Below are 23,723 nucleotides of genomic sequence, written 5' to 3' on the forward strand. Positions count from 1 at the left end.
CCAGGCTACGCGAGGCGCGCGGGCTCAGTCCGGCAGACCGGCCGTGGTGAGGGCTTTCCGGGGCGGCATGGACCGGCCGGCCGCGTAGGCCCGCTCGAAGCCGTCGCCGAGGGACGCCTGCAGCCGCGTCCGCACGGCGGCGACGTCCGGATCCCCGGCGATCGCGGTCCCGCGGACCGCCACCGCCGCACCCAGCAGGACCGCGGCCTGCTCCGGCTCGGCCACCTCGGCCAGCGCTTCCAGCGCGAACGCCACGACGTCCGCCGCGTGCCACCGGTGGCCGGTCAGCATTGCCTCGCGGTGCAGGGCGGCCGCTTCGCGCGGGCGGCCTTCCGCCAGCGCGAGCCTGCCCAGCGCGATCATGGCGTGCGCGCGGACCGACTCCGCCGCGAACGACCCGCCCGCGCACTCCGCCAGTGCGCGCTCGCAGAGTTCGCGGCACGCGGCCAGGTCGCCGGACAGCCGCGCCAGCGTCGCCAGGCCGAGGTACGCGGCCGCCCGCGTCTCCGGCATGCCCGTGCGGCGGGCCATCGACGCCGCCAGTTCGTAGTCCGCACGGGCGCCGGCCCGGTCGCCCGCCAGCAGTCGGGTCCACGCGCGGCGGCCGATGAGGTCGGCGGCGTCGTCGGCCGCGCCGATCTCCTGCATCAGGCCCAGTGCCTCGTCCATCATCGGCAGCGCGGCGCCGTGCTCGCCCCGCCACGTCAGCAGCTGCGACAGGTGGTCCAGCGCCATCGACAGCCCCCAGCGCTCACCCAGCGCGCGGAACTGCGCCGCGCCCTCGCGCAGGTTCTCCTCGGCCTCGGCCAGCTCGGCCCGCATCATCGCGCGCAGGCCGGCACCCGTCGGCAGCAGTGCCCACGCCCACGCGTCGCCGTGCTTCAGCAGTCCTTCGCCGCGGGTGAGCAGCTCGTCGTCGTCGCCCGGCGGCCCGGCGACCACGCCCAGCAGCATCACCAGCATGGGGTTGCGGGGTGAGAAGTCCGCGTCCGCCGCGAACCGCCGGACCAGCGGCAGGTACTGCTCCAGCGACTCGTGCGGTGGTCCGGACAACGCGCCGAGCACGCAGATCAGGAACTCCTCGGCGTACTCCTGCTGCAGGTCGGGCGGGCAGCGCCGGACCACGGCCAGCGACAACCCGGCGCCTTCGAACCGCCGTCCGCGCATCCACCAGTACATCGCCAGCAGCGGCACCATCCGCAGCGCGAGCTGGACGTCGTGCTCGGTCGCCCAGCGCAGCGCCGCCAGGATGTTGTCGTACTCGGCGTCGAACCGCTCCAGCCACGTCAGCTGCGCCGCGGTCCGCAGCATCGGATCGGCTTCCTCGGCGAACCGGAGGAAGTACTCGGCGTGCGCGCGGTGGACCGCCTCGGTTTCGCCCGCCTCGGCGAGCTTCTCCGCGCCGAACGCGCGGATCGTCTCCAGCATCCGGAACCGGCCGCCTGCCGCTTCGACCAGCGACTTGTCCGCCAGCTCCGGCAGCAGGCCGTCGACGGCACCGCAGACCTCGGCCGCCGCGGCGAGCGTCGCGCCACCGGCGAACACCGTCAGCCGCCGCGCGAGTTCGCGTTCCTCGCCGGTCAGCAGGTCCCAGCTCCACTCGACGACGCCGCGCAGCGAGCGGTGCCGGGCCTCGGCCGTGCGGCTGCCGCGGGCCAGCAGCCCGAACCGGTCGTCGAGCCGGGCCGCGATCTCGCCGGGCGGCAGCGTCCGGACGCGGGCCGCGGCCAGCTCCAGTGCCAGCGGCAGGCCGTCGAGCGCCGCGCAGACGTGCTGGACGTCGCCGATCGTGGTCTCGTCGAGCGTGAACGCCGGATCGCTCGCGGCCGCGCGGTCGGCGAAGAGCCGGATCGCCGCGAACGTCCCGGCTTCGGCGGCCGGCGTGCCGGGCGGCGGGACGGCCAGCCGCGGCACCGGCGCCAGCTGTTCACCGGTGATGCCCAGCGGCTCACGGCTGGTGGCCAGCACCCGCAGTCCAGCGCAGGCGGCGAGCAGCCGCGCGGCGAGCCGGGCCACGACGTCGACGACGTGCTCGCAGTTGTCGAGCACCAGCAGGACCGGGCGGTCGCGCAACGCCGAGACCAGCCGCTCGACCGGGTCCTGCGGGCCGCCGCGCGCACTCTCGCGCAGGCCGAGCGCGGCCAGCACCGCGCCGGGGACGTCGGCGCCACCGTGCGGCGCGAGTTCGGCGAACGCGACCGGACCGGCCTGGGCCGCGGCGGCCTCGATGGCCAGCCGCGTCTTGCCGGTGCCGCCGGGGCCGGTCAGCGTGACGAGCCGGGCACGGCCGAGGAGGTCCGCGACCTGCCGCAGCTCGGCGTCCCGGCCGACGAAGCTGGTCAGCTGCGCGGGCAACGCGGGAAGAACCGGCTTCTCGCCTTCGCCGCGCAGGACGGCGAGGTGGGCTTCGGCGAGTTCCGGGCCGGGGTCGGCGCCCAGCTCGTCGGCCAGCGTGCGGCGGGCGTCCTCGAACGCGGCGAGTGCGTCGGCGGGCCGTCCCGCGGCATGGAGCGCGCGCACCAGCTGGGCCCGCGGCCGTTCCCGCAGCGGCTGGGCGGCGACGGTGTCCCGCAGGCCAGGGATGACGTCTTCGGCCTGCCCCAGCGCCAGCCGGGCCTCGACGTGGTCGTCCACCGCGTCCGCACGCAGCTCTTCGAGCCGGGCGGCGGCCGCGGGCACGCCGGTCAGGTCGCTGAACGCGGGCCCGCGCCACAACGCCAGCGCCTCGCCCAGCACCCGCGCAGCCCGCGCGTGCTCGCCGTCCTTCAGCAGCGCGCGGCCTTCGCGGGCCAGCCGTCCGAAGAGGAGCGCGTCCACTTCGTCCGGTTCGACGGCCAGCCGGTACCCGGCCGCGGCGAACTCGACCGGCGCCAGGTCCTTCACCGTCGTCCGCAGCCGCGACACCTGCGACTGCAGGGCGTTGGCCGCGCCGTCGGGCGGGTACTCGCCGTACATGCCGTCGATCAGCCGTTCGGCCGGGACGAACCGGCCGGCGTCCAGCGCGAGCAGGGCCAGCAGCGTCCGCGAGCGCGGGCCGCCCAGCGCCACCTGCGTGCCGTCCGGGTGCCACGCGGCGACGGCCCCCAGCACCCCGAATCGCATGGGGCCAGCGTAGGACGTCCGCCGACCTGCGGTGAGCTTCACTCGAAAGTGGGGTACGGCGTGGGGCTGTGAATCACCTGAGCGTGCGTCTATACACTTCGCCGGGTCCCCACGCAATGGGAGAGTTATGTCGTCCGACAGCAGTATCGCCCTCGGTCAGCCGACCGTCGGCGAGGAGGAGCTGGCCGCCGTCGCCGAGGTCTTCCGGTCCGGCTGGCTGGCCGGTGCCGGGCCCGCGTGCCGCCGGTTCGAAGAGCGGTTCGCGCAGGTCACCGGGACCGCGCACGCCCTGACGACCGCGAACTGCGGGTCGGCGCTCTTCCTCGGCCTCAAGGTGCTCGGCGTGCGGCCGGGCGACGAGGTCATCGTCGGCGACTACACCTTCCCGGCCACCGGCCACGCCGTCGTCCAGGCGGGCGCGACCCCGGTGTTCGCCGACATCCGGCCGGACATCTTCAGCGCCGACCCGGCGCACGTCGAGGCGCTGGTCACCCCGCGCACGGTCGGCATCCTCGCCGTCGACGTCGCGGGCCAGCCCGGCGACTTCGACGAATACCGCGCGATCGCCGACAAGCACGGCCTCTGGCTCTTCGAGGACGCCGCGTGCGCCGCGGGCGCGACGTACAAGACCCGCCCGGCAGGCAGCCTCGCCGACCTCGCCGCGTTCTCCTTCCACGGCCGCAAGGGCATCACGGCAGGCGAGGGCGGCGCGCTGGTCTCCGACCGCGAGGACCTCATCGCCCGTGCCCGCAAGCTGCACACCTACGGCATCGAGCCGGCGATCAGCCGCGAGGGCTCGGACACGCTGCCGATCCCGGAGTTCCACGAGCTCGGCTGGAACTTCCGCCTGTCGGACGTGCAGGCCGCGATCATGAACGTCCAGCTCGACCGCCTGCCGGACCTGCTCGCGGCCCGCCGTTCGGTCGCCAAGCGCTACCACGAGGCGTTCGCCGACGTCGACGCCCTGACCGTGCCTGCCGAGCTGCCCGACCGCGAGCACCCGTGGCAGGCCTACCTGCTCACGGTCGCGCCGGAGATCAGCCGCGACGCACTGGCCCTGCGGATCCGCTCCCAGGGCGTCCAGTGCAACTTCGGCACGTACGCCTCCCACCTCCAGCCGGTCTACGGCCCCCAGCCCCCGCTCCCCGTCTCGGCCGACGCGTTCGCGCGCCAGCTCGCCGTTCCCATGCACGCCAACCTCACCGACGCCGAGGTCACCCGCGTCGCCGAGGTCGTGCGCGCCGCCGTGCAGTCCCTGTCCTGAAGCCGCCTACCGAGGAGAAATTGGTGTCCGACAAGAAGGTGCTCTTCACCGGGGGCGGTGGGTTCATCGCCGCGCACGTCATCCCGCTGCTGATCGAGGGTGGCTACACGGTCCGGATCTTCGACAACATGACGCGCGGCGACCGGGCCCGCGTCAACGAGTTCGTCGCCACCGGCAAGGTCGAGCTGGTCGAGAAGGACGTCCGCTACGGCGGCGCGGTGCGCGAGGCGATGCGGGGCTGCACGCACGTCATCCACTTCGCGACGGTGTCGATCAACAAGTCGATCGCCGACCCGCACGAGTCGATCGACATCAACATGATCGGCAACCACAACGTGTTCGCCGCGGCCGCCGACGAAGGCGTCCAGCGCCTGGTGTTCGCCTCGACCGCGTCGGTCTACGGCGACCCGAAGCGGCTGCCGATGCACGAGGACGACGAGCTGCGCCCGCTGACGCCGTACTGCATCTCCAAGCGCGCGGGCGAGGACCTGCTGGGCTTCTACGAGCGCACCAAGGGCCTGTCCTGGACCGCGCTGCGGTTCTTCAACGTGTACGGGCCGGGCCAGAAGATCGAGGCGTACTACACCTCGGTCATCAACCACTTCATCCAGCGCCTGCGCGCGGGCCAGCCGCCGATCATCGACGGCCGCGGCGACCAGTCGATGGACTTCGTGCACGTGTCCGACCTCGCGCGGGCCGTCGTCGCGGCGCTGGAGTCGGAAAAGGCGAACCTGCCGATCAACATCGGCACCGGCATCGACACGTCGATCGCGGCGCTGGCCAAGATCCTCATCGAGGCCGTCGGCGTCGACGTCGAGCCGCTGTTCAACGAGCGTGACGTGCTGGTCTCGCGGCGCGCGGCCGACATCAGCCGGGCCCGCGAGGTGCTGGGCTGGGAGCCGCGGATCACCGTCGAGGACGGCATGCGGGACCTGGTCAAGGAAACCGAGTGAGTGCTACTGCGGGGCCTGCCCGAGGACGTGCGATGCGCATCGCGGTGGTGAACAACTTCTTTCCGCCGCGGGTGGGCGGCAGCGCGCACATGGCGGCCTCGCTGGCGGCGCAGTTCGTCGAAGCCGGGCACGAGGTCCTCGCGATCACGGCCGCGTACGGCGAGGCACCCGCCGAGGAGGAGCGCGACGGCTACCGCGTCGTGCGTCTCCCGGCGGTGAAGATGCCGCAGATCGGGCTGTCGATCGACTTCGACATGAGCTTCGCGTCGCTGCGGCCGGGCAACTGGCGGCGGCTGTGGAAGCTGCTCGACGAGTTCAAGCCGGACGCGATCCACCTGCACGGCCAGTTCTTCGACCTGTCGTGGCTGGCCGGTATCTGGGCACGCCGCCACGGCGTCCCGGCGCTTCTGACCATCCACACGCTGCTGATCAGCGAAAACAAGCTGTACGGCGGGGTGTTCCGGTTCCTGGACGCGGCGCTGGTGCGGCCGATCCTGAACTACATCAAGCCGCGCTACGTCATCCTCGACAAGCTGGGCGTCGACTACTGCGTCGAGCGCTACGGCACGAGCGACGCGAACTCGGAGTACTTCCCGATCGCGGTCGACACCGGCCACTTCGCGAAGCCGGTGACCAAGGACGTCCGCGCGGAGCACGGGATCGGCGACGCGCCGCTGATCGTGTCGCTGGGGCACGTGATCCCGCTGCGCAACCGGCTGCCGCTGATCGAGGCCCTGCCGTCCATTTTGGACAAGCACCCGGGTGTCCGGGTGATCGTGGTGGGCCGCGTCTACCACGACGCGTTCCTCAAGCGGGCGGCGGAACTGGGCGTCGCGGAGGCACTGGTCGTCACGGGCGCGGTCCCGAAGGAGGACGTCCCGGCGTACTTCGCGGCGGCGGACATCGTGACGCACGACCTCAACGGCGGCTGCGGCACGGCGTCGCTGGAGGCGATGCTGTCGGGCACGGCGACGATCGCGTCGGTCACCGAGGACAACTACCCCGGCATCGAGCTGCGCAACGGCGAGAACGTGCTGCTGGTCCGCCCGGACGACGCGGACGCGGTGGCCCGCACGGTGATCGAGCTGCTCGACGACCCGGAGAAGCGCGCGCTGATCGCGCAGCGGGAGAGCGAGCTGGTGCGGTCGAACTTCGGCCTCGACGTCGTCGCCGAGGAGCACCTGCGCACGTTCGAGAAACTGGTGTCGGAAGCCGATGTTCTTCGATGACGAGCGCAGCCACCGGCTGCGCCCGCAGATCCTGACCGAGCTGGTCTCGCAGTACATGAACGACGCCGAGCGGGCGGCGTTCTACGGGCTGCCGTCGACGTGCCGCGTACGCGAGCGCGTGAAGATCATCAGCCCCGAGAACCTGAAGATGGGCGACCACTGCTGGATCGGCGAGGGCGCGGCACTGGACGCGAGCGGCGGCCTGGAGATCGGCGAGCACACGAGCATCGGGCTGAACACGCTGATCTTCACGCATTCGAGCTGGCTGGCGAACATGACGCTGCAGAACCATTCGGGCAGCGACCTGATCGAGCGCAAGCCGGTGAAGATCGGCAAGGGCTGTTTCATCGGCGGCCTGGTGGTGATCATGGCGGGCGTGACGATCGGCGACTTCGCGACGGTCCAGCCGAACTCGGTGGTGGCCAAGGACGTCCCGCCGCGCACGCTGGTGGCGGGCAACCCGGCCCGGGTGTTCCAGCGCTACGACGAGGAGTACATCCAGGCCGAAGCCGAGCGCGTCCGCGCGGAGAACGCCCGCCGCCGCGCCCTCGCGGAGGAACGCGGCCAGTCATCGGGCTGGGGCGCCCCACCGGGTGACTTTTCGGAGTAGATTCCCCCGGTGACTGGGGAAAGAACAGCTACCGGGCGTCCCGACGACCGGATTTCGTCCGTGTTCCGCTTCGCGACCGAACTCGTGGCCTGGGTGGCGACACCGTGGGCGCTGGCGGGATATTCGTGGCCGCTGGCCGTGCTGTCGGTGGTGGTGCTGATCGGCCTGCCGACCTGCTTCTCGACACCGGGCGACAAGGCCAAGGTGATGGTCCCGGTCCCGGGCTGGGTGACGATCCTGCTGGTGCTGTTGCAACTGGTGGCGGCGGCGGTGAGTTCGTGGATCGCCTGGCCACTGTGGGCAGCGGTGGTGGTGACGCTGCTGGCGGCCGTCACGGTGGTCACCGAGCAGCCCCGCTGGCGGTGGCTGGCTGTCCGGCGCTCGTGACGGTTTCCGCTGGTGGGGCCCATTGGGCGGCTAGAGCCGGCCGCCGAGCAGCTTCGCCAGGGAGTCGTAGACGTCGGTCCGTGTCGGTGCGATGAAGAGCTGGGCGACCCGCAGCTGACCGTGGCTGTGTTTGCCCACGACGACCATCTCCGCGCCGTCGGCCATCTTGCACCGGGCGGCGGTGTCGCCGGCGCCCGGAACCGGCGTGGCGGCTTCGCCGCATTTCTTGGTGAGGGTGCCGATCATCGCCGACGGCGACGGGCCGCCGGGGAGGGCGGCCACGTAGAGCTTGGCACCCCGGCCGGGGTAGGTGCACTGGTATGCCTTGCCGGACCCCACGTTCTGCGCCGGCCCTTCGGTGCTTTCGTCGCTGCTCTTGTTCCCGTCCCCGACGACCTGCCGGAGTTCGATGCTCCCGAGGAACGGGCAGGCACCGGTCACCTTCGACGGCGACACGGCCGCGGCGAAGGTCGGCGTCGGCGTGGCCGTGGTGGTCTTGGGCTTGCTGACCGAAGCGGAAGTGGATGACGACGGCGCCGACGTCGTCGCCGGCGCCGCCGTCGTGGAGCCGCCCGAACACCCTGCGACCCAGGTCAGCAGGCATGTGGCGGCGAAGATTCCCCCCAATTTGCGCACGGAGGACAATCTAGCTCTCTGTAACCTGCTGTGGGATTGCGGTTACGCAACGTTTCGGCCGTGGCCGCGACGCAACCTTTCCCCGGCCCGTCCGTCGCTGGGGAAAGGAACGGGGGGTGCTGCATGGCGCGCGGGGACGAGGAGTTCGCGGAGTTCGTCCGCGCGTCGTCGGCCCGGCTCACGCACGCCGCCTACCTGCTCACCGGCGACCGTCACCAGGCGGAGGACGCCGCCCAGACCGCCTTCACCCGCACCTACGCGGCCTGGTCGCGGGTCCGGCACAAGGACGCCTACGGCTACGCCCGCACGGTACTGGTGAACCACGTCATCGACGGCTGGCGGCGCCCGCTCCGCGAGTACGCCACCGAGGCGATGCCCGAGCGGCCGGACCGGCTCGACGTCGACAAGGCCGTCACCCAGCGGGCCTGGCTGACCGCGGTGCTCAAGACGCTGACCGCGCGGGAACGCGCCGTCGTCGTGCTGCGGCACTTCTTCGACCTGCCGGAAGCCGATGTCGCCCGTGAGCTGGGCGTTTCGCTGGGTACCGTGAAGAGCACGAATTCGCGGGCGCTGGCCAAGCTGCGCGTCGAGGCAGGCACCGAGGACACGCTGATCGGAGGGAGCGGGCGATGAACGATCTCGACGACTTCCGCGCCGCACTCCGGCAGCCGCCCCGCGAGCCGTTCGCCGAGCCGGACCTGGCCCGGATCATGGCCGACGGGACGCGCCTGCGGCGTCGCCGCCGCGTGCTGACCGGTGCGGGCGGGATCGCCGCCGCGGCCGTCGTCGTGCTCGTCGTGGTGTTCGCCGTCCAGCTGCGGCAGCCCGCGCCCGCGCCGGTCGCGCAGCCGCCGTCGGCCGCCCTGTCCACGACGTCTCCGGCACCGTCCGGCGAGAAACCGATGGGGGACGTCGTCGGGACCGGGATCCGGACCCGCGACGGCCGCGGCGAGCTCGTCCTCTACGCCAGGGCCATCGCCCTGCCCGAACTGCCGGAAGTCGGGTTCGGCCTGGTCGTCGGCGTCCGGTCCGGGACGTCGCTGCAGTCACTGATGGTGACGAACGAGTTCCGCGGCTCCGACCGTTCGTTCGGCTTCCACGCCACCGACGGCGGCGAGACCGTCGGCAACCAGGTCATCCCGGTCTTCGGCTACTTCGCCGGCCCGGCGGCGCGGATCACGACCACGGTGCACGGCCGGACCGTCGAGGCTCGCCTCGCCCGGTGGAGCGAGGACCCGAAGGTGGTCATCTTCTGGTTCAACCCCGACGTCGTCCCCGACTCCGCCGTCCTGACACCCCTGATCGCCTACGACGCCGACGGCAAGCGCCTCACCAAGTAGGCGGCTAGGCCGCGGCCTGCGTCAGCACCTGCTCGACGACGTGGTGCGACGGCAGGATGAGGTCCCGCTCGGTGTCGGCGTCGATCTTGCCTTCGAGCAGGTCGCAGAACCGGTCCAGCTGCGTCGCGAGCGGCTCCCGCGCGGTCACCAGTTCCGGGATCTCGATGACCGTCTGCTGCCGGTAGCCGAGGCCGTCCGGGGTGACGGAGTCGTGCGAGACGTGCCGGTAGATCGTGACGTCGCGGCGGAGCAGGTCGATCTCGATCAGCCGGTCCAGTTCCGACACCACCAGCGAGCGGACCTTCTTCTGGCCCAGCCGGGACGCCGACACCGTGGCCAGGCCGGTCGGGAACGACAGCACCGTCTCGATCGTGTCCTCGGCGCCCTCGGCCGACTGCGGGTGGAAGTAGCCCGCGCCGGACGTCACGCGCGACGGCGTCGCGCCGCCGAAGAACTGGATCGCCAGGTCGACGTCGTGCACCAGCAGGTCCCACGCCACGCCGGTCTTGATCCGCGGCGCGTACGGGCCGTGGCGGCGCGCCATCAGGTGCACCGGCTCGTGTACCAGCGCCCGCGCCGTCATGACCGCCGGGTTGTAGCGCTCCAGCAACCCGCACATCAGCGGGACGCCCTTGGCGGCCGAGAGGCTGACGATCTCCTGCGACTTCTCGAAGCTGTTGCAGACCGGCTTCTCGACCAGCATCGGCTTGCCCTGGCCGAGGATCTCCTGCGCCAGGTCGTAGTGCGCCTCGGTCGCCGACGCGAGCACGACGGCGTCCACATCGGACAGTGAGCCGATCTCCGGCGTCCACTGCGTCTCGTACCGCTCGGCGACCGCCTTGCCGGCTTCTTCCCGCGGGTCGATCACGCGGACCAGGTCGACGCGTTCGTTGGCGGCGAGCACCCGGGCGTGCAGGGAGCCCATGTTCCCGGTCCCGACAAGAGCGATCCGATGCGTCATGCGCCCAGTACCTCGCGAACGGTCTCGATGATGGTGTCCAGGTCGGACTCGGACAGGTGCGGGTGGACCGGCAGCGACAGCGCCTGTTCCGCCACGGCGCGAGCCACCGGGAAGTCCTCGACGCGGGCGCCGGGGATCAGGTCGTGACCCGCGTAGCAGTCGTAGTCGAAGACGATCTTGGGGTAGTAGATGCCGTTGCCGATGCCGCGCTCGGTCAGCGCCGCGGACAGCTCGTCGCGCGAGAGCATCGCGTGCGGGCCGACCAGCACGGTGTACTGGTGCCAGACGTGCTCGCGGCCCGGCAGCACCTGCGGGACGTCCAGGCCCGGCGTGCCGGCGAGGCCCTCGGAGAGGCGCTTCGCGTTGGCCTGGCGGGCGGCGGTCAGCTGGTCGAGCTTCGCCAGCTGCGGGATGCCGACGGCGGCGTGCAGGTCGGTCATCCGGTAGTTGTGGCCGGCGACCTCGTACTGGTAGCGGGCGCGCATGCCCTGGTTGCGCAGCACGCGCAGCCGGTCGGCCAGCGCGTCGTCGTCGGTGGTGATGACGCCGCCCTCGGCGGTGGTGATGTTCTTCGTCGCGTACAGCGAGAAGCAGCCGATGCCGAACGAGCCCGCCGGCTTGCCCTCGAACGACGCGCCGACGGCCTGCGCCGAGTCCTCGATCACCTGCAGGCCGTGCTCGGCGGCCAGCGGGACGAGCTTGCCCATGTCCGCCGTCTGGCCGTAGAGGTGCACCGGCATGAGCACCTTCGTGCGGTCGGTCACGGCCGCGGCGACGGCGTCCGGGTCGATGCTGAAGTCGTCGCGCCGGATGTCGGCGAAGCGGACGGTCGCGCCGGCCTCGAGGATCGCGTTGAGCGTCGCCACGAAGGTGAACGGCGACGTGATGACCTCGTCGCCCGGCTGCAGGTCGAGCACCTGGATCGCGGCGACCAGCGCGGTGGTCCCGCTGTTGACCGCGATCGCGTGCTTCGTCCCGGAGACCGCCGCGAAGGCGTCTTCGAAGCGCTTGACCATCGGTCCCTGTGCGATGGCGCCGGAACGCAGCACCTCGACGACGAGGTCCTCCGCGTCGCGTACGTCGACCACGGTGATGGGGATCATGGGCAGTCTCTCTCGGCAGGCGATTTCGGCGCGTCCGGTACAGTGAGCCGCCGGTTCTGCGCCCGGCCGCCCTGCAGCAACGCGGGCCACACGTTACCGGGCGCGGTAGCACGCCCAGTACCCAGCCGCCGACGAACGGACGACCACCCGTGGCCAACCGCATCCACCCGACCGCCGTCATCGGCGAAGGCGTCGAACTCGGCGAGGACAACGTCATCGGCCCGTTCACCGTGATCGCCGGCCCGACGCGGATCGGCGACGGCAACTGGATCGGCCCGCACGTGACGATCGGCACGCCCGGCGAGGACCGTAACCGGCCGCACCCCGCCGCCTGGGCGGACGCGCCGTCCGGTGACCCGGATCACGACGGTCACGGCGTCGTCATCGGCAGCCGCAACCGCATCCGCGAGTACGTCAGTGTCCACCAAGGGACCTGGCGGACAACGACCGTCGGCAGCGACGGCTACTACCTCCGCAACTCCCACATCGCGCACGACTGCCTGGTCGGCGACGGCGTGACGATCGCCTCCAACGCGGTCACCGGTGGCCACTGCCACATCTGGGACGGTGCGAACCTCGGCATGGGCGCGATCCTGCACCAGAAGGTCGTGATCGGGCCCGGCGCGATGATCGGCATGGGCTCGGCGGTGCGGCGCGAGATCGGCGCGTTCACCATCGCCGTCGGCAACCCGGCCCGCGTGACCGGCGTCAACGTGGTGGGCCTGTCCCGCCGCGGTCTCGACGAGGAGACGATCGAGGCCCTCGGACCGTGGCTGAAGGGCAAGGCGGGTCTCCCGGACGTCACCCTGCCCGGCGACCTCTCTACCTTGGTAAAGGCGTGGGACGCCCGCCCGCGCGAAGAGCACTAGGAGCTGTGAGCATGTCGGAAGTCGCCCCCAAGCTGCGCGAGGTCTTCGTCGAGGCGCTGGATCTCGACGGTGACGTGGACGTCGAGAACCTGAAGTACCGCGACATCGAGGCGTGGGACTCGGTCGGTCACATGGCGCTGGTCGCGGCCATCGAGGACGAGTTCGACGTCGAGTTCGACACCGACCAGGTCATCGACATGTCGAGCTTCAAGGTCGCCGTGGACATGGTGACCGAGCTCCAGGCGAAGAATGACTGATCTGACCGGCCGCGTCGCGCTCGTCACCGGCGGGACGCGGGGGATCGGCCTGGCCACCGTCCGCGCCCTGGTCGAGGCGGGCGCGACGGTCGTGCTCACCGGCCGCGACGAGTCACGGGCCAAGGAGGCGGCCGCCTCCGCGGGCGCGGCTTCCGGGCTCGCCCTCGACGTCACCGACGCGAAGGCGGTGGCTTCGCTGGTCAGGGGCGTCGCCAAGGAGCACGGCAAGCTCGACATCGTCGTCGCGAACGCCGGGATCATGGAGGACGCGCTCCTCGGCATGATTCGCGAGGAGACCGTCGACACGACGCTGAGCACGAACGTCGCCGGCACGCTGCACACCGTCCAGGCCGCGGCCCGGGCGATGCTGCGGAAGAAGACCGGCGCCATCGTCGTGCTCGCCTCGATCGTCGGCGAGTACGGCAGCGCAGGTCAGACGGTGTATGCGGCGTCGAAGGCGGCGGTGGCGAACATCGCGCGGTCGGCGGCGAAGGAACTCGGCCGGTCCGGCATCCGCGTCAACGCGGTCGCGCCGGGCGTGATCGAAACCGACCTGACCGCGGGCCTGAGCGAGGACGCGAAGGCGGAGAACGCCGGCCGGACGCCGCTCGGGCGCCTCGGCCGCGCGGAAGAAGTGGCGAACGCGATCCGGTTCCTGGTGAGTGACGAGGCGTCCTTCGTCACCGGGCAGGTGCTGGGCGTCGACGGAGGCTTGGTGCTGTGACGTTGCTGGGTGCGGGGGCTCGGCTGGTGGACGTGGCCGGGGGCCGCACACTGGCGGGCGCGGAACTGTCGGCCGAGGTCGGCCGCTCGATGGAAGCGCTGAGCGCGCTGCCGGCCGGAGTCGTGTTCGCGCGGATGTCGGTCGACCTGCCCAGCGTGCTGACCTACCTTGGCGCGTTCGAATCCGGCCGGGCGATCGCGCTGATCGACCCGGCGCTGGACGCCGACGTGCTGGCCGGGCTGGTCTCGCGGTTCCGCCCGGCGGCCGTGCTGTCGGCGTCCGGCGACGCGCCCGCGGGGTACGTCACGCGTGGCGCCGACTGGGTCCGCACGTCAGCCGACGGCGTGACACCGCATCCCGACCTGGCCGTCCTGCTCCCGACCAGCGGATCGACCGGCAACCCCAAGCTCGTCCGGCTCTCGCGGCAGGCGATCCTGGCCAACGCCGACGCCATCGCGCAGGTGCTGCACATCGACGCCGACGAAGTCGCGCCGACCTGCCTGCCCCTGCACTACAGCTACGGGCTGTCGGTGCTGAACTCGCACCTGGTGCGGGACGCGACCATCGTGATCGAGCCGTCCGGTGTGCTCGGGCGCGGGTTCTGGGACGCGGTGAACACCTACGGCGTCACGTCCCTGTCGGGCGTCCCGTACCACTACGAAATGCTGCGGCGGCTCAAGTTCGACCCCGCGAAGTACCCGACGCTGCGCACGCTGACGCAGGCAGGCGGGAAGCTGCGCGACGACCTGATCGCCGAGTTCAACGACAAGATGCTCGCCGTCGGCGGCCGGATGTACGTCATGTACGGCCAGACCGAGGCGTCCCCGCGGATGACGACCGTGCCCGCCGAACGGCTGGCCGAAAAGCTCGGTTCCGCCGGGCCGGCGCTGCCGGGCGGGTCGTTCTCCGTGCGCCGGGACGACGGGTCGGAGACCACGCATCCGAAAATTGTCGGTGAGGTCGTCTACCGTGGGCCCAACGTGATGATGGGCTATGCGGACGACGAGTCCGGACTGGCCAAGGGTGACGAATACGGCGGCGTGCTCGCCACCGGTGACCTCGGGTACCTCGACGAAGAGGGGTACCTGTTCATCACCGGGCGGCTCAAGCGCATCGGCAAGGTGTTCGGCAACCGCGTCAGCCTCGACGACCTCGAGCACGCCGTGCGTGCCGCGGCGGTCGGGATCGACGTGGTGGCGGCGGTGCCCGCGGGTGACAAGGTGGTGCTGTTCGCCGAGGGCGCCGATGCCGGCATCTGCAAGGACGCGTCGAAGGCGCTGGCCGAGCGGCTGCACCTGCACGCCAGCGGGTTCGACGTGCGCCCGATCGACACCGTGCCGCTGCTGGCCAGCGGCAAGATCGACTACCGGACCTTGGAGGGGCGGGTATGAGCGTGTTCACGCGGTCGCAGGCAGACCGGGAAGCTTTGCTGCTGCCCGAACTTGCTTCGCTCACCGCCCACCATCGGGTGAATTCCGAGGGCTACGACCGGATCCTGGCCTCGCTCGGGATCGCGCCTTCCGCGTCCTTCGCCACGATCGCGGACCTGCCGTGGCTGCCGGTGCGAATGTTCAAGACGCACGATCTCAAGTCGATCCCGGACAGCGAGGTGTTCAAGACGCTGACGTCGTCGGGCACCACCGGTGCCGGCGCGTCCCGGATCTACCTGGACAAGGAGGCGGCGGGCGCGCAGACCAAGCAGCTGGGCGCGACGCTGCAGGAGGTCCTCGGCGGCGAGCGGCTGCCGATGCTGATGGTCGACACCATCGGCATCATCAAGAACCGCCGGTCGTTCTCGGCGCGCGGCGCGGGCGTGCTGGGCATGGCGAACTTCGGCCGCAAGCACACGTACGTGCTCGACGAGAACGACAAGCCGGACGTCGAGGCGGTCAAGAAGTTCCTCGCCGAGTACGGCGACAAGCCGTTCCTGATCTTCGGGTTCACGTTCATGGTCTGGCTGTACCTCTACGAGGTCGCGCGCGACCACGGGCTGGACCTGTCGAACGGCATCCTCATCCACAGCGGCGGCTGGAAGAAGCTGATCGACCGCGCGGTGGACAACGCCGAGTTCCGGCGGCGGTTCAAAGAGGACACCGGCCTGACCCGGATCCACAACTACTACGGGATGATCGAGCAGATCGGCACCGTGTTCCTCGAAGGCCCGTCCGGGAACTCGCTGTACTGCCCGGACTTCGCCGACGTCGTGATCCGCAACCCGGAGACGTGGGAGGAGCAGCCGGTCGGCGAGCCGGGCGTGATCGAGGTCGTCTCGACGCTGCCGCGGTCGTACCCGGGGCACGTGCTGCTCACCGAAGACCTGGGTGTCTACAACGGAATCGACGACGGCGACTGGCCGGGCAAGCACTTCTCCGTGCTCGGCAGACTGCCGAAGGCCGAGGCCCGCGGGTGCTCGGACACGTTCTCGGGAGCGGCCGCATGACGTCCCTGACTCAGCGTTTTCCTGCGGCGGCCCCGGTTCCGGTCGGCGCTCTGGTCGACGAGCTGCGTGCCGAGCCGCCCGGCGGACGGCTGCGCGTGGGCGACCCGCGGATCGTCGAGTTCGTCACGAAGTTCGCCCGCAAGCTGCTGGCCCCGGCCACCGCGCGCCGGTTCCCGGAGCTGGCGTCGCTCGGCTTCTTCCTGCGCAAGGGCGAAATCGCCAAGGCGTTGTCCACTCTGGACGCTTCCGGCACGGCGCTGCGCTTCCCGCGCGGCCTGGTGTTCCACGTGCCACCGGCGAACGTCGACACGATCTTCGTCTACTCGTGGGCGTTGTCCGCGCTGGCGGGCAACCACAACGTCGTGCGCGTGTCGTCGCGCTCGGCGGGTGCTGCGGAGGCGGTGCTGGAGGCACTGAACGCGGCACTGTCCGAAGTGGACGCCTCGGTGGCGGACGCCATCCGGGCGACCCAGCGCATGGTGACCTACGACCGCAGCGACGAGGTGAGCGGCGCCCTGTCGCTGGCGGCGGACCTGCGCGTAATCTGGGGCGGCGACGCCTCGGTGGCGGCGCTGCGGAAGTACCCGCTGGCCCCGCACGCGCGTGACCTGACGTTCCCGGACCGTTCGTCGTTCGCGGTGGCGTCGGTGGCGGGCTGGCAGCGAGCGTCGGCCGAAGAGCGCCGCGCGGCGGCCGAGGGCTTCTACAACGACTCGTACTGGTTCGACCAGGCCGCCTGCTCGTCCCCGCGCGCGGTGTTCTGGGTCGGCGACGCCGCCGGTGCCCAGGCCGCGGGCCAGGAGTTCCGCACGCTGCTGGCGTCGGTCCTGGCGGCGAAGCAGCACGTCACGGAGCCGGCGATGGCGGTCCAGAAGCGCGTCTCGGCCTACGGCGCGGCGGTCGACGGCCTGGTCAAGGAGATCGAGTTCCAGGGCAACGGCCTGGCGACGCTGGAGCTGACGGACCCGGCGGTGCTCCCGCGCGAGTGGCTGGGCGCGGGCACATTCGCGAACGCGCAGGTGTCGTCGCTGTCGGAGCTGGTCCCGATCGTGGTCCGCAAGGACCAGACGGTCAGCCAGTTCGGCTTCTCGGCGGAGGAGCTGACGGCGTTCGCGCACGAGCTGGCCGGCCGTGGGGTCGACCGGATCGTGCCGTTCGGCTCGGCCCTGACGTTCTCCGCGGTCTGGGACGGTTACGATCTGCTCTCCGAGTTCAGCCGCCTGGTGACGGTGCAGGCCTGAGGAGATGTGTCGATGACGACGGTCGAGGACCTGCCTGCTGCGGGAAAGCAGCCGAAGTCCGCCAGGGCGCGGATCCTCGACGTCGTCCGCTGGGCCGCGATCGTCCTGGTCATCGCGTTCGCGGCAAAGCAGCTGGCCGCGAACTGGGCCGAGTTCTGGCACACGCTGCGTGACGTCGCGTGGGAGTCCTCGCTGCTCAGCCTGCTGGCCCTGGTCGCGGCGATCATGGTGTCGACCTGGGGCTGGCAGGTGATGGTCGACGACCTGGGCAAGCCGGTCGGCTACGCCAGGGGAGCGCAGATCTGCCTGGTGGGTTCACTGGGCAAGTACGTGCCGGGTTCGGTCTGGGCGTACCTGCTGCAGATGGAGCTGGGCCGCAAGGCAGGCGTGGCCAGAGCCCGCATCTTCACGGGCTCACTGATCCAGCTGGCCGTGGGCGTGGTGTCGGCACTGGTGGTCTCCCTCCTGGCGGCCCCGGCGGTGTTCAGCAACAGCCCCCGGGCGCTGTGGTTGTTCGTCCTGATCCCGCTCGGCCTGGCGATGCTGCACCCGAAGATCCTGACCTGGGGAACCTCCCTGGTCCTGCGCATCCTCCGCCGCCCCCCGCTGCAGCATCCCCTGGGCTGGCGAGTGGTGACGAAGGTGTTCACCGCCTCGACGGCGGCCTGGTGCCTCCAGGGAGTCCACCTGTGGCTCCTGGCCAATTCGGTAGGAGCCCCCGGCTTCGGCGGTTTCGTCCTCTGCGTAGGCGCAATGGCAGTGGCGATGACGGTCGGCACGTTCGCCTTCATCCTCCCGAGCGGAGTAGGAGTCCGCGAAGTAGCCCAGGTAGCAGTCCTGACGGCCAGCGGCCTGACGGTAGGCCAGGCAACAGCGTTCGCGGTGGCCTCCCGAGTGATGTTCACGGTGGCCGACCTCCTGACGGCAGGCCTGGCAGCAGTAGCCGCCCGCTCAACCCGCCCCGCCGTCACCCCAGCCTGACCCAGCCCGCGGCCCTTGGCCGAGCGTGCCGTGGGCACCTCACCCCGGCCTGACGATCCGCCTCCACGCCCGCTGCCGCGAGTTCCCGCGGGTAAGCAATCCCCAGGTTGTCCACAGCCCTTACGCACATGTGGACAACTCCGCCGCCCAAGCGCCCAACCAGCCTTTTTGTCGCCCACCCCCGATAGAATGGACCTGGGGACGCCCCCCTGGGAGTGGCGGGGGCTGGTCCGGTGGTGTCGGCGGTGGTAGCGACCCATTCACCTCATCCGACGACATGAACGAGTCGTTCACGTCATCCGGGGCGGCCCGCGAGATCACGACGGGGTCCTGGGAGCGGCGGGGCCGACCTCAGCATCCCCGGCGAACTACCCCCAGCCGAGCCAGCCCCCCCCGAACCCCCGTCAACCCACCAGCCGGTAAATCACCGAGTCCGAATTGCGCCACACTTCCTTCAAGAACGGCTCCCGATCCAACCCCACCAGCCCCGGCTGATAAGGGGGCTTCCCCGGCTCGCTCGACGGCTTCCCCAGAATCACCCAATGGATGTTCAACCGCCGGACGGCGGCGCGCACCGCCGGGTCCGTCTGATAATCGCGAAAGTGTCCCGCCAGCAACAATGCGTCCGATGGCAGGAGCGTCTCGTCGAAATGGCCCGCCACCGTCCGGACTCCGGACAATGCGTACGTCCATGCCGTTCCGTCGAAGCGGTCGTTCATCGCCCACTCGCCCGGGGCCGCCAGCCTGCCCAGTTCCTCCATCGCCGCCTGCTCGCCCGGGGTCACTCGCAGCTGGCCCTGGTAGCCCGTGTACACGCGGGCGCCGTTGGACCGGACATACAGCCCGTTCGACAACACCACGAAACCCAGCAGCACCACCACCGCGATCGCCGCCGCCGGCACGCGGGACGGCAGCCGTTCCCGTAACCACGCCTGGGTGGATGCCAAGCCGTGGGCTGCCAACACCGTCAGGGGAATCGCCGCCATCGAAAAGAAGCGGTACGGGTCGTCCCACCACGGGCGGGACAATGCCATCACGATCGGCGAATTCGACGACGCCACCGCCATGTACGCCAGGCCCGTCACGCCCGCCGTCAGGCCGATCCAGCGCAACGACCCCGCCCGCGCGAAGAACACGATTCCCAGGAACAGCGCCACCGACAGCCACACCTGCGGGTGCGGCTCGTAGTGCTGGAATCCCAGCAACGCCCCCAGCGCCGTCGTCGCACGATACTCGCTCGGCCAGCCGTAGTACGGCACCGCGCTCTCCGCCAGCCCCAGCGCGCCGAACAGCTGGAGCCACGCCACCAGCAGCGACACCACCGCGATCGGCAGCAGCGCCAGCAAATCACGCACCACGCCGCCCGACAGCCAGCGTTGCACCAGCAGCGGCCCCGCGAACAGGATTCCGCCGAACAACGTCGACGAATGAATGCACAACAGCCCCACCGCCGCCAGGACCAGCACCAGGCCCGTGTCCAGGGCGACACGCTCCAGGTACCGGCGCAACGCCACCGCCGCCAGCGGGGTCAGCGTCACCCCCAGCGCGAACGGCAGCAGCGGCCCTCGGTCCATCGACTCGTAGACGCCCATCACCGGCGCCACCGCCGTCAGCGCCACCGCGCCCGCCAGCACCGCGCGGCCGCGGAACTCGCGGACCAGCGTCACCAGGGACAGCGCCAGCAAACCCGGCAGCAGCACCGTGTTCGCGTCCAGCGTCGCCGGGATCGGGGCCCCGCCGAGCCGGTACGTCACCGACGCCAGCAGGTGGTAGGCGTTCGGGTAGAACACCGGCGCCGCGTCGCCGTACCAGTTCACGTGGCCCGTGCCGAACAGGCTGCCGTCGCCCGTGTCCGCGATGTAGCGGACCGCGTTGCCGTGGTACACCGCGTCGAAACCCTGGGGCAGCGCGCCGATCCGGCCCATGCCCAGCAACGCCGCGTACGCGCCGACCGCCGCCGCGAACAGCAGGCAGGTCGCCACCGCGAGGTGCCCGCGGCGGTCCCACAGGCCCGGCTCCGGTTCCGGGTTCCGGCGGCGGACCGTCAGTTTCCGGGCACCGAACGCGATCGCGGCGAACACCACCGTCGAAACCGCGTACGTCAGCGGCGTGAACGGCACGCCCATCGCCGCCGTCCACGGCCCGGTGAGACCGCCGATCGCGTAACTGAGCAACGGGGCCAGCCCGGCCAGGGCCCAGCCGCGCAAACCCGCGGCGAGACCGGTCAGCAGGCCCGGGACGGCGATGACGAGAATGGCGACGCTGACGGAGAGCACGGTGGAGAGTAAGCCGCCCCGGATCCGTCCCGTGCCGCGGGGTGACGCATTTCGGTGACGTCACTTCGGCCGTCCGAAATGCCACCCGATCGGGTTATATTTACCCCTGCTTCGCCCTGATTGACTGGCGCGGGTGCGTGATGTTCGGATTTTTCGGACGAGGACCGGCGAACCGAAAGAAACGCATCACTGCCCGTGATCGATAACCTGGCGAAGAGGGCGTGGCGACGAGGTGAGGGGGCCGGGTGGTCTACGCGGTCGTGCTGGCGTGGCTGGTGCTCGCCGCGATCGTGGTGCTGACCTGGAGCCGCCTGGACACCGAACGCGGCTGGCGCGGCACGGTCGTCACGCTCACCCTCGGCCTCTCCCTGCTGCACCAGCTGCTGTTCGCGACCGTCACCGAGGACGCGTTCGTCTCCTTCCGCTACGCGCAGAACATCGCCGACGGCAACGGCCCGGTCTTCAACCCCGGTGAACGCGTCGAGGGGTACACGAACTTCCTCTGGCTGGTGCTGATCGCCCTGCCGCGCGCGGCTTTCGGGGCCGACGTGCGCAGTGCCGCCGTCGTGTTCGGCGTCGTCTCCGCGCTCGGCTGCGTGCTGCTGGCGTACTTCCTGGTCAACCGGATCGTCGCCGGGGCAGGCGGCGGGGACCGGCCCGCCATCGGGGTCGCCGCCGCGGTGCTCACCGCGAGCGCCGGCGGCCTGGCCGTCTACGGGCCGTCCGGCTCCGAGGTCCCGCTGTTCGTGCTGCTCGTCCTCGCGGTCTGTTACGCGCTTGCGGCGCGGCGCCCGGTGGTTGCCGGGGTGCTCGTCGCCTTCGCCGTGATGACCAGCCCGGAAGGCCTGGTGGTGGCCCTGCTGGCCGGGCTGTGGCTGGCCGGCGCCGCCCTGAAGAAGGAGCACAGCTGGTGGGCGCCCGCGGGGTATGCGCTGGGCGCGCTGGTGTTCCTGGTGCCCCGGCTGGCCTGGCGGGTGACGTTCTACCAGCACTTCCTCCCGGCGCCGCTCGCCGCGCGGCTGGGTGGGCCGGTCGGCTCGCGGCTGTCCGCCGGCTGGCCGTACCTGTCCGGGTTTTCCCTGGCCCACCAGGGTTTCCTGCTGCTCGGCCTGGTCGCGGCGGTCGCGTTGGTGCTGCGCCGAACGCAGGCGCGCGAGGCCCGGGCGCTGATCTGGCTGCTGTTCGCGACGGCGCTCGCGTTCGCCGTCGTCGCCGTGCCCGCCGGGGGCGATCCCGGTCCCGCGTGGCGGCTGCTGGCCCCGGTGCCGCCGTTGCTCGCGGTCGCGTCCGCCGCGACCTACGGCGTGCTCACCGCGGAGGTCGCGGCCAAGCCGGCGCCGCGGCCGCGGGCGTGGCCAGCCGCGACCCGGCTGGTCCCGGTCACCGCCTGCGGGCTCGCCGGGATCGCGGTGCTCGTCTCGGTGTTCAGCCCCGAGATGCTCGACCGCGTGCGCGACTGGCGCGCACACGGCAGCGAACTGGCCGAGATCGGCGGCTGGCTCGGCGAGTACCTGCCGCCGGGGTCGGTGGTCAGCGCGGCCGCGCCCGGCGCGCTCGCCGCCCGCGACGGGCAGCTGCTCATCATCGACGTCCTCGGCCGCACCGACGACCACATCGCCCGCGAAGGGCGCCACGACGGCGGCATCGCCACCGACTACGACTACGTCGTCAACGGCCGCCGTCCCACCGTCGCGATCCCCGCCGACGGCGGTTACCTCGACCGCCAGCACTGCGCGATCGACCCGGTGTACGCGGGCCAGTACGAGGTCGCGACGTTCCGCCGGGTCGGCACGCCGTACTGGGTCGTCGTGTACCCGCGTGCCGAGCAGGCGAAGTCCGTGGTCGCCGACCTCGACAAGGGGCCGGACTTCCGCTACGTACCCTGTCCGTCGTGAAGCTCGAAGCCCCGGACCGGCGGCTGGGCGCCGAAGCCCGGCTCGGGATCGGGGTGTTCGGCGCGTCGCTCGCCCTGTTCGTGGTGCGGTTCCTGGTGCCGCGCCCGATCGCGATGTCGAACAACGGCGACGGCGGCCGCGTCCTGTGCGGTGCCGGGATCACCTGGAAGGGCCTGCCCGAGCCGTTCGTCCACCTCGTCTACACGGCCCCGCCGGGCGTGCCGCCGTGCCGTCCGACGTACCTGCTGACGCAGAGCTGGCTGGCCGACCTGGCCGTCCGGCTCGCGCGGGTCGCCGGCTTCCCGCACACGCTGAGCCTGGTCGTGCTGGGCCTGCTGAGCAGCGTCATCGCGGCGGCCGCGGTCACCGAGATCGTGCTGGGCCTGCCCGGCGGGCGCCGGGTCCGCCTGGCCGTGGCGGCCGGGCTTCTGCTGGTCGTCGCCGATTCGGCGTTCTTCGGGTACTTCGCCGCGATACTCGGCGAAGGCCCGGCCTTCCTCGGGCTGCTGCTGAGCACCGGCGGCCTGCTGCTGACCGCGCGTGACGGCCGCTGGAGCCACGCGGGCATGGTGGTGACGTTCGCGGGCGGCGTCCTGGCGGTCAACGCCAAGGTCCAGACGCTGGCCATCCTGCCGATCCTCGCGCTCGCGGTCCTGCTCGTCCGGCCGGGCACGCTGCGCGGAGTCCGGCGCTGGGCGTCGGCGGCGCTGGTGATCGGCGCGATCGGGGCCGTCACGCTGTACGCGCAGCAGAGCGTCGAACCGGCGGTGGCCCCGGACGGCACGCTCGCGGCGCGGCCGGGCGACGACTCCCGCGAGATCAACGTCTTCAACTCGATCTTCCTCAACATCGTCGACGGCAGGCACGACACCCAGGCGGACCTGGCGGAACTCGGGCTGCCGCCGTCGTTCGCGCAGTACGCGGGCAACGGCTGGTGGCACCCCCACCCGGCCACGATGGACCCGCTGTACCCGCAGTACCGCGACCGGATGAGCCGCCGGAACGTCGTGACGTACTTCGGGACCCACCCCGGCCGGACGCTGGAGGTGCTGAACCGCGCGGCCACCGACCAGCTCACCGCGCGGCCGGACTACCTGGGCAGCTTCGACGAGTCCGCCGGGTTCCCGCCGCACGCCCAGGAGCACCGGGTGCCGGTGGTGTCGTGGCTGACCGGCCTGGTCGCGCCGCTCGGGCTGGTCGCGCTGGTGCCGATCTGGCTGCTCGTGCTGGCCGCTGCCTGGAGGCGGCGCCGCACCGCGCTGGGAGTGGTCCTGGCGTTCCTGTTCGCCGTCTCGCTGACGCAGTTCGGCACGGCGGCCCTCGGCGACGGCATCGAAGGCATCAAGCACCAGTCGGTGGCGCTGTTCTCGCTCCTGCTGGCCGTGGTCCTGGCGGTCGCCGGAATGTGTTCTCCCTCGCTGAACGGCCGGGGACAACCTACGGTCCCGTAACCTT

At 71.4% G+C, this 23,723-nt stretch carries 21 protein-coding genes; 16 read left to right on the forward strand and 5 right to left on the reverse strand.

Annotated elements, in window-relative coordinates:
- Positions 1–24 precede the first annotated feature (24 nt).
- Positions 25–3,102 carry an ATP-binding protein gene (locus ABJI51_RS20510; protein WP_348952706.1) on the reverse strand — a complete coding sequence of 1,026 codons (3,078 nt, stop codon included), beginning with the start codon at positions 3,100–3,102 and terminating at the stop codon, positions 25–27.
- Positions 3,103–3,229: 127 nt separating this feature from the next.
- Between ABJI51_RS20510 and ABJI51_RS20515 the strand changes: the two genes are divergently transcribed.
- From ABJI51_RS20515 to ABJI51_RS20535, 5 genes are read left to right on the forward strand one after another with little or no spacing between them, the layout of a single operon-like run.
- On the forward strand, positions 3,230–4,366 hold the full coding sequence (locus ABJI51_RS20515) for a DegT/DnrJ/EryC1/StrS family aminotransferase (protein WP_348952707.1): 1,137 nt from the start codon (positions 3,230–3,232) through the stop codon (positions 4,364–4,366).
- A 23-nt stretch (positions 4,367–4,389) separates the two neighbouring features.
- Entirely contained in the window at positions 4,390–5,319 is a 930-nt protein-coding gene (locus tag ABJI51_RS20520) for an NAD-dependent epimerase/dehydratase family protein (RefSeq protein ID WP_348952709.1), read from the forward strand.
- 32 nt (positions 5,320–5,351) lie between these two features.
- A complete protein-coding gene (locus tag ABJI51_RS20525; protein WP_348952711.1) occupies positions 5,352–6,548 on the forward strand; it encodes a glycosyltransferase family 4 protein in 1,197 nt (398 codons plus the stop codon).
- Positions 6,535–7,158 carry an acyltransferase gene (locus ABJI51_RS20530; protein WP_348952713.1) on the forward strand — a complete coding sequence of 208 codons (624 nt, stop codon included), beginning with the start codon at positions 6,535–6,537 and terminating at the stop codon, positions 7,156–7,158. The genes ABJI51_RS20525 and ABJI51_RS20530 overlap by 14 nt, the downstream gene beginning before the upstream one ends.
- 9 nt (positions 7,159–7,167) lie before the next feature.
- A complete protein-coding gene (locus ABJI51_RS20535) occupies positions 7,168–7,545 on the forward strand; it encodes a hypothetical protein (RefSeq protein WP_348952715.1) in 378 nt (125 codons plus the stop codon).
- A gap of 30 nt (positions 7,546–7,575) precedes the next feature.
- Here ABJI51_RS20535 and ABJI51_RS20540 read toward each other — a convergent pair whose 3' ends face one another.
- Positions 7,576–8,181 (reverse strand): hypothetical protein, encoded by a 606-nt coding sequence (locus tag ABJI51_RS20540; RefSeq protein ID WP_348952717.1) that lies wholly within the window; start codon positions 8,179–8,181, stop codon positions 7,576–7,578.
- Positions 8,182–8,304: 123 nt separating this feature from the next.
- Between ABJI51_RS20540 and ABJI51_RS20545 the strand changes: the two genes are divergently transcribed.
- Both ABJI51_RS20545 and ABJI51_RS20550 read left to right on the forward strand, forming a co-directional pair.
- Positions 8,305–8,814, forward strand: coding sequence for a SigE family RNA polymerase sigma factor (locus ABJI51_RS20545; RefSeq protein ID WP_348952719.1), 510 nt, complete (start codon positions 8,305–8,307; stop codon positions 8,812–8,814).
- On the forward strand, positions 8,811–9,521 hold the full coding sequence (locus ABJI51_RS20550) for a hypothetical protein (protein WP_348952721.1): 711 nt from the start codon (positions 8,811–8,813) through the stop codon (positions 9,519–9,521). The genes ABJI51_RS20545 and ABJI51_RS20550 overlap by 4 nt, the downstream gene beginning before the upstream one ends.
- A 4-nt stretch (positions 9,522–9,525) precedes the next feature.
- Here ABJI51_RS20550 and ABJI51_RS20555 read toward each other — a convergent pair whose 3' ends face one another.
- Positions 9,526–10,482, reverse strand: coding sequence for a Gfo/Idh/MocA family protein (locus ABJI51_RS20555; RefSeq protein ID WP_348952723.1), 957 nt, complete (start codon positions 10,480–10,482; stop codon positions 9,526–9,528).
- Positions 10,479–11,585, reverse strand: a complete 1,107-nt coding sequence (locus ABJI51_RS20560) for a DegT/DnrJ/EryC1/StrS family aminotransferase (RefSeq protein WP_348952725.1) — start codon at positions 11,583–11,585, stop codon at positions 10,479–10,481. The genes ABJI51_RS20555 and ABJI51_RS20560 overlap by 4 nt, the downstream gene beginning before the upstream one ends.
- Before the next feature lie 149 nt (positions 11,586–11,734).
- Between ABJI51_RS20560 and ABJI51_RS20565 the strand changes: the two genes are divergently transcribed.
- The 7 genes from ABJI51_RS20565 to ABJI51_RS20595 are packed head-to-tail and all read left to right on the forward strand — an operon-like array spanning position 11,735 to position 18,097.
- Positions 11,735–12,454 carry an acyl-ACP--UDP-N-acetylglucosamine O-acyltransferase family protein gene (locus ABJI51_RS20565; protein WP_348952727.1) on the forward strand — a complete coding sequence of 240 codons (720 nt, stop codon included), beginning with the start codon at positions 11,735–11,737 and terminating at the stop codon, positions 12,452–12,454.
- 11 nt (positions 12,455–12,465) lie between these two features.
- Complete coding sequence (locus ABJI51_RS20570) at positions 12,466–12,711, forward strand: acyl carrier protein (protein WP_348952729.1); 246 nt, start codon at positions 12,466–12,468, stop codon at positions 12,709–12,711.
- On the forward strand, positions 12,704–13,435 hold the full coding sequence (locus ABJI51_RS20575; protein WP_348952731.1) for an SDR family NAD(P)-dependent oxidoreductase: 732 nt from the start codon (positions 12,704–12,706) through the stop codon (positions 13,433–13,435). The genes ABJI51_RS20570 and ABJI51_RS20575 overlap by 8 nt, the downstream gene beginning before the upstream one ends.
- Entirely contained in the window at positions 13,432–14,826 is a 1,395-nt protein-coding gene (locus tag ABJI51_RS20580) for an AMP-binding protein (RefSeq protein WP_348952733.1), read from the forward strand. The genes ABJI51_RS20575 and ABJI51_RS20580 overlap by 4 nt, the downstream gene beginning before the upstream one ends.
- Positions 14,823–15,875, forward strand: a complete 1,053-nt coding sequence (locus tag ABJI51_RS20585; protein WP_348952735.1) for a LuxE/PaaK family acyltransferase — start codon at positions 14,823–14,825, stop codon at positions 15,873–15,875. The genes ABJI51_RS20580 and ABJI51_RS20585 overlap by 4 nt, the downstream gene beginning before the upstream one ends.
- Entirely contained in the window at positions 15,872–17,116 is a 1,245-nt protein-coding gene (locus ABJI51_RS20590; RefSeq protein WP_348952737.1) for an acyl-CoA reductase, read from the forward strand. The genes ABJI51_RS20585 and ABJI51_RS20590 overlap by 4 nt, the downstream gene beginning before the upstream one ends.
- Before the next feature lie 12 nt (positions 17,117–17,128).
- Entirely contained in the window at positions 17,129–18,097 is a 969-nt protein-coding gene (locus tag ABJI51_RS20595) for a lysylphosphatidylglycerol synthase transmembrane domain-containing protein (RefSeq protein ID WP_348952739.1), read from the forward strand.
- A gap of 404 nt (positions 18,098–18,501) precedes the next feature.
- Here the strand turns inward: ABJI51_RS20595 and ABJI51_RS20600 are convergent, their stop codons facing one another.
- Positions 18,502–20,373 carry a DUF6541 family protein gene (locus ABJI51_RS20600; RefSeq protein ID WP_348952741.1) on the reverse strand — a complete coding sequence of 624 codons (1,872 nt, stop codon included), beginning with the start codon at positions 20,371–20,373 and terminating at the stop codon, positions 18,502–18,504.
- A 245-nt stretch (positions 20,374–20,618) separates the two neighbouring features.
- On the opposite strand from ABJI51_RS20600, the gene ABJI51_RS20605 reads away from it, so the two are divergent.
- Together ABJI51_RS20605 and wsfD are read left to right on the forward strand one after the other, a co-directional pair.
- A complete protein-coding gene (locus ABJI51_RS20605) occupies positions 20,619–22,268 on the forward strand; it encodes a DUF8728 domain-containing protein (protein WP_348952743.1) in 1,650 nt (549 codons plus the stop codon).
- On the forward strand, positions 22,265–23,719 hold the full coding sequence (wsfD, locus tag ABJI51_RS20610; protein WP_348952745.1) for a glycan biosynthesis hexose transferase WsfD: 1,455 nt from the start codon (positions 22,265–22,267) through the stop codon (positions 23,717–23,719). Before ABJI51_RS20605 ends, wsfD begins: the two co-directional genes overlap by 4 nt.
- The last annotated feature ends 4 nt before the right edge of the window (positions 23,720–23,723 follow it).

Origin of the sequence: Amycolatopsis melonis (assembly GCF_040064235.1) — a bacterium.
GTDB lineage: Bacteria > Actinomycetota > Actinomycetes > Mycobacteriales > Pseudonocardiaceae > Amycolatopsis > Amycolatopsis melonis.

Excerpts from the sequence above, each read along its gene's own strand:
- ABJI51_RS20510 (WP_348952706.1), bottom strand. The coding sequence starts at position 3,102 with ATGCGATTCGGGGTGCTGGGGGCCGTCGCCGCGTGGCACCCGGACGGC.
- ABJI51_RS20515 (WP_348952707.1), top strand. The coding sequence starts at position 3,230 with ATGTCGTCCGACAGCAGTATCGCCCTCGGTCAGCCGACCGTCGGCGAG.
- ABJI51_RS20525 (WP_348952711.1), top strand. The coding sequence starts at position 5,352 with ATGCGCATCGCGGTGGTGAACAACTTCTTTCCGCCGCGGGTGGGCGGC.
- ABJI51_RS20530 (WP_348952713.1), top strand. The coding sequence starts at position 6,535 with ATGTTCTTCGATGACGAGCGCAGCCACCGGCTGCGCCCGCAGATCCTG.
- ABJI51_RS20545 (WP_348952719.1), top strand. The coding sequence starts at position 8,305 with ATGGCGCGCGGGGACGAGGAGTTCGCGGAGTTCGTCCGCGCGTCGTCG.
- ABJI51_RS20550 (WP_348952721.1), top strand. The coding sequence starts at position 8,811 with ATGAACGATCTCGACGACTTCCGCGCCGCACTCCGGCAGCCGCCCCGC.
- ABJI51_RS20555 (WP_348952723.1), bottom strand. The coding sequence starts at position 10,482 with ATGACGCATCGGATCGCTCTTGTCGGGACCGGGAACATGGGCTCCCTG.
- ABJI51_RS20560 (WP_348952725.1), bottom strand. The coding sequence starts at position 11,585 with ATGATCCCCATCACCGTGGTCGACGTACGCGACGCGGAGGACCTCGTC.
- ABJI51_RS20570 (WP_348952729.1), top strand. The coding sequence starts at position 12,466 with ATGTCGGAAGTCGCCCCCAAGCTGCGCGAGGTCTTCGTCGAGGCGCTG.
- ABJI51_RS20575 (WP_348952731.1), top strand. The coding sequence starts at position 12,704 with ATGACTGATCTGACCGGCCGCGTCGCGCTCGTCACCGGCGGGACGCGG.
- ABJI51_RS20585 (WP_348952735.1), top strand. The coding sequence starts at position 14,823 with ATGAGCGTGTTCACGCGGTCGCAGGCAGACCGGGAAGCTTTGCTGCTG.
- ABJI51_RS20590 (WP_348952737.1), top strand. The coding sequence starts at position 15,872 with ATGACGTCCCTGACTCAGCGTTTTCCTGCGGCGGCCCCGGTTCCGGTC.
- ABJI51_RS20595 (WP_348952739.1), top strand. The coding sequence starts at position 17,129 with ATGACGACGGTCGAGGACCTGCCTGCTGCGGGAAAGCAGCCGAAGTCC.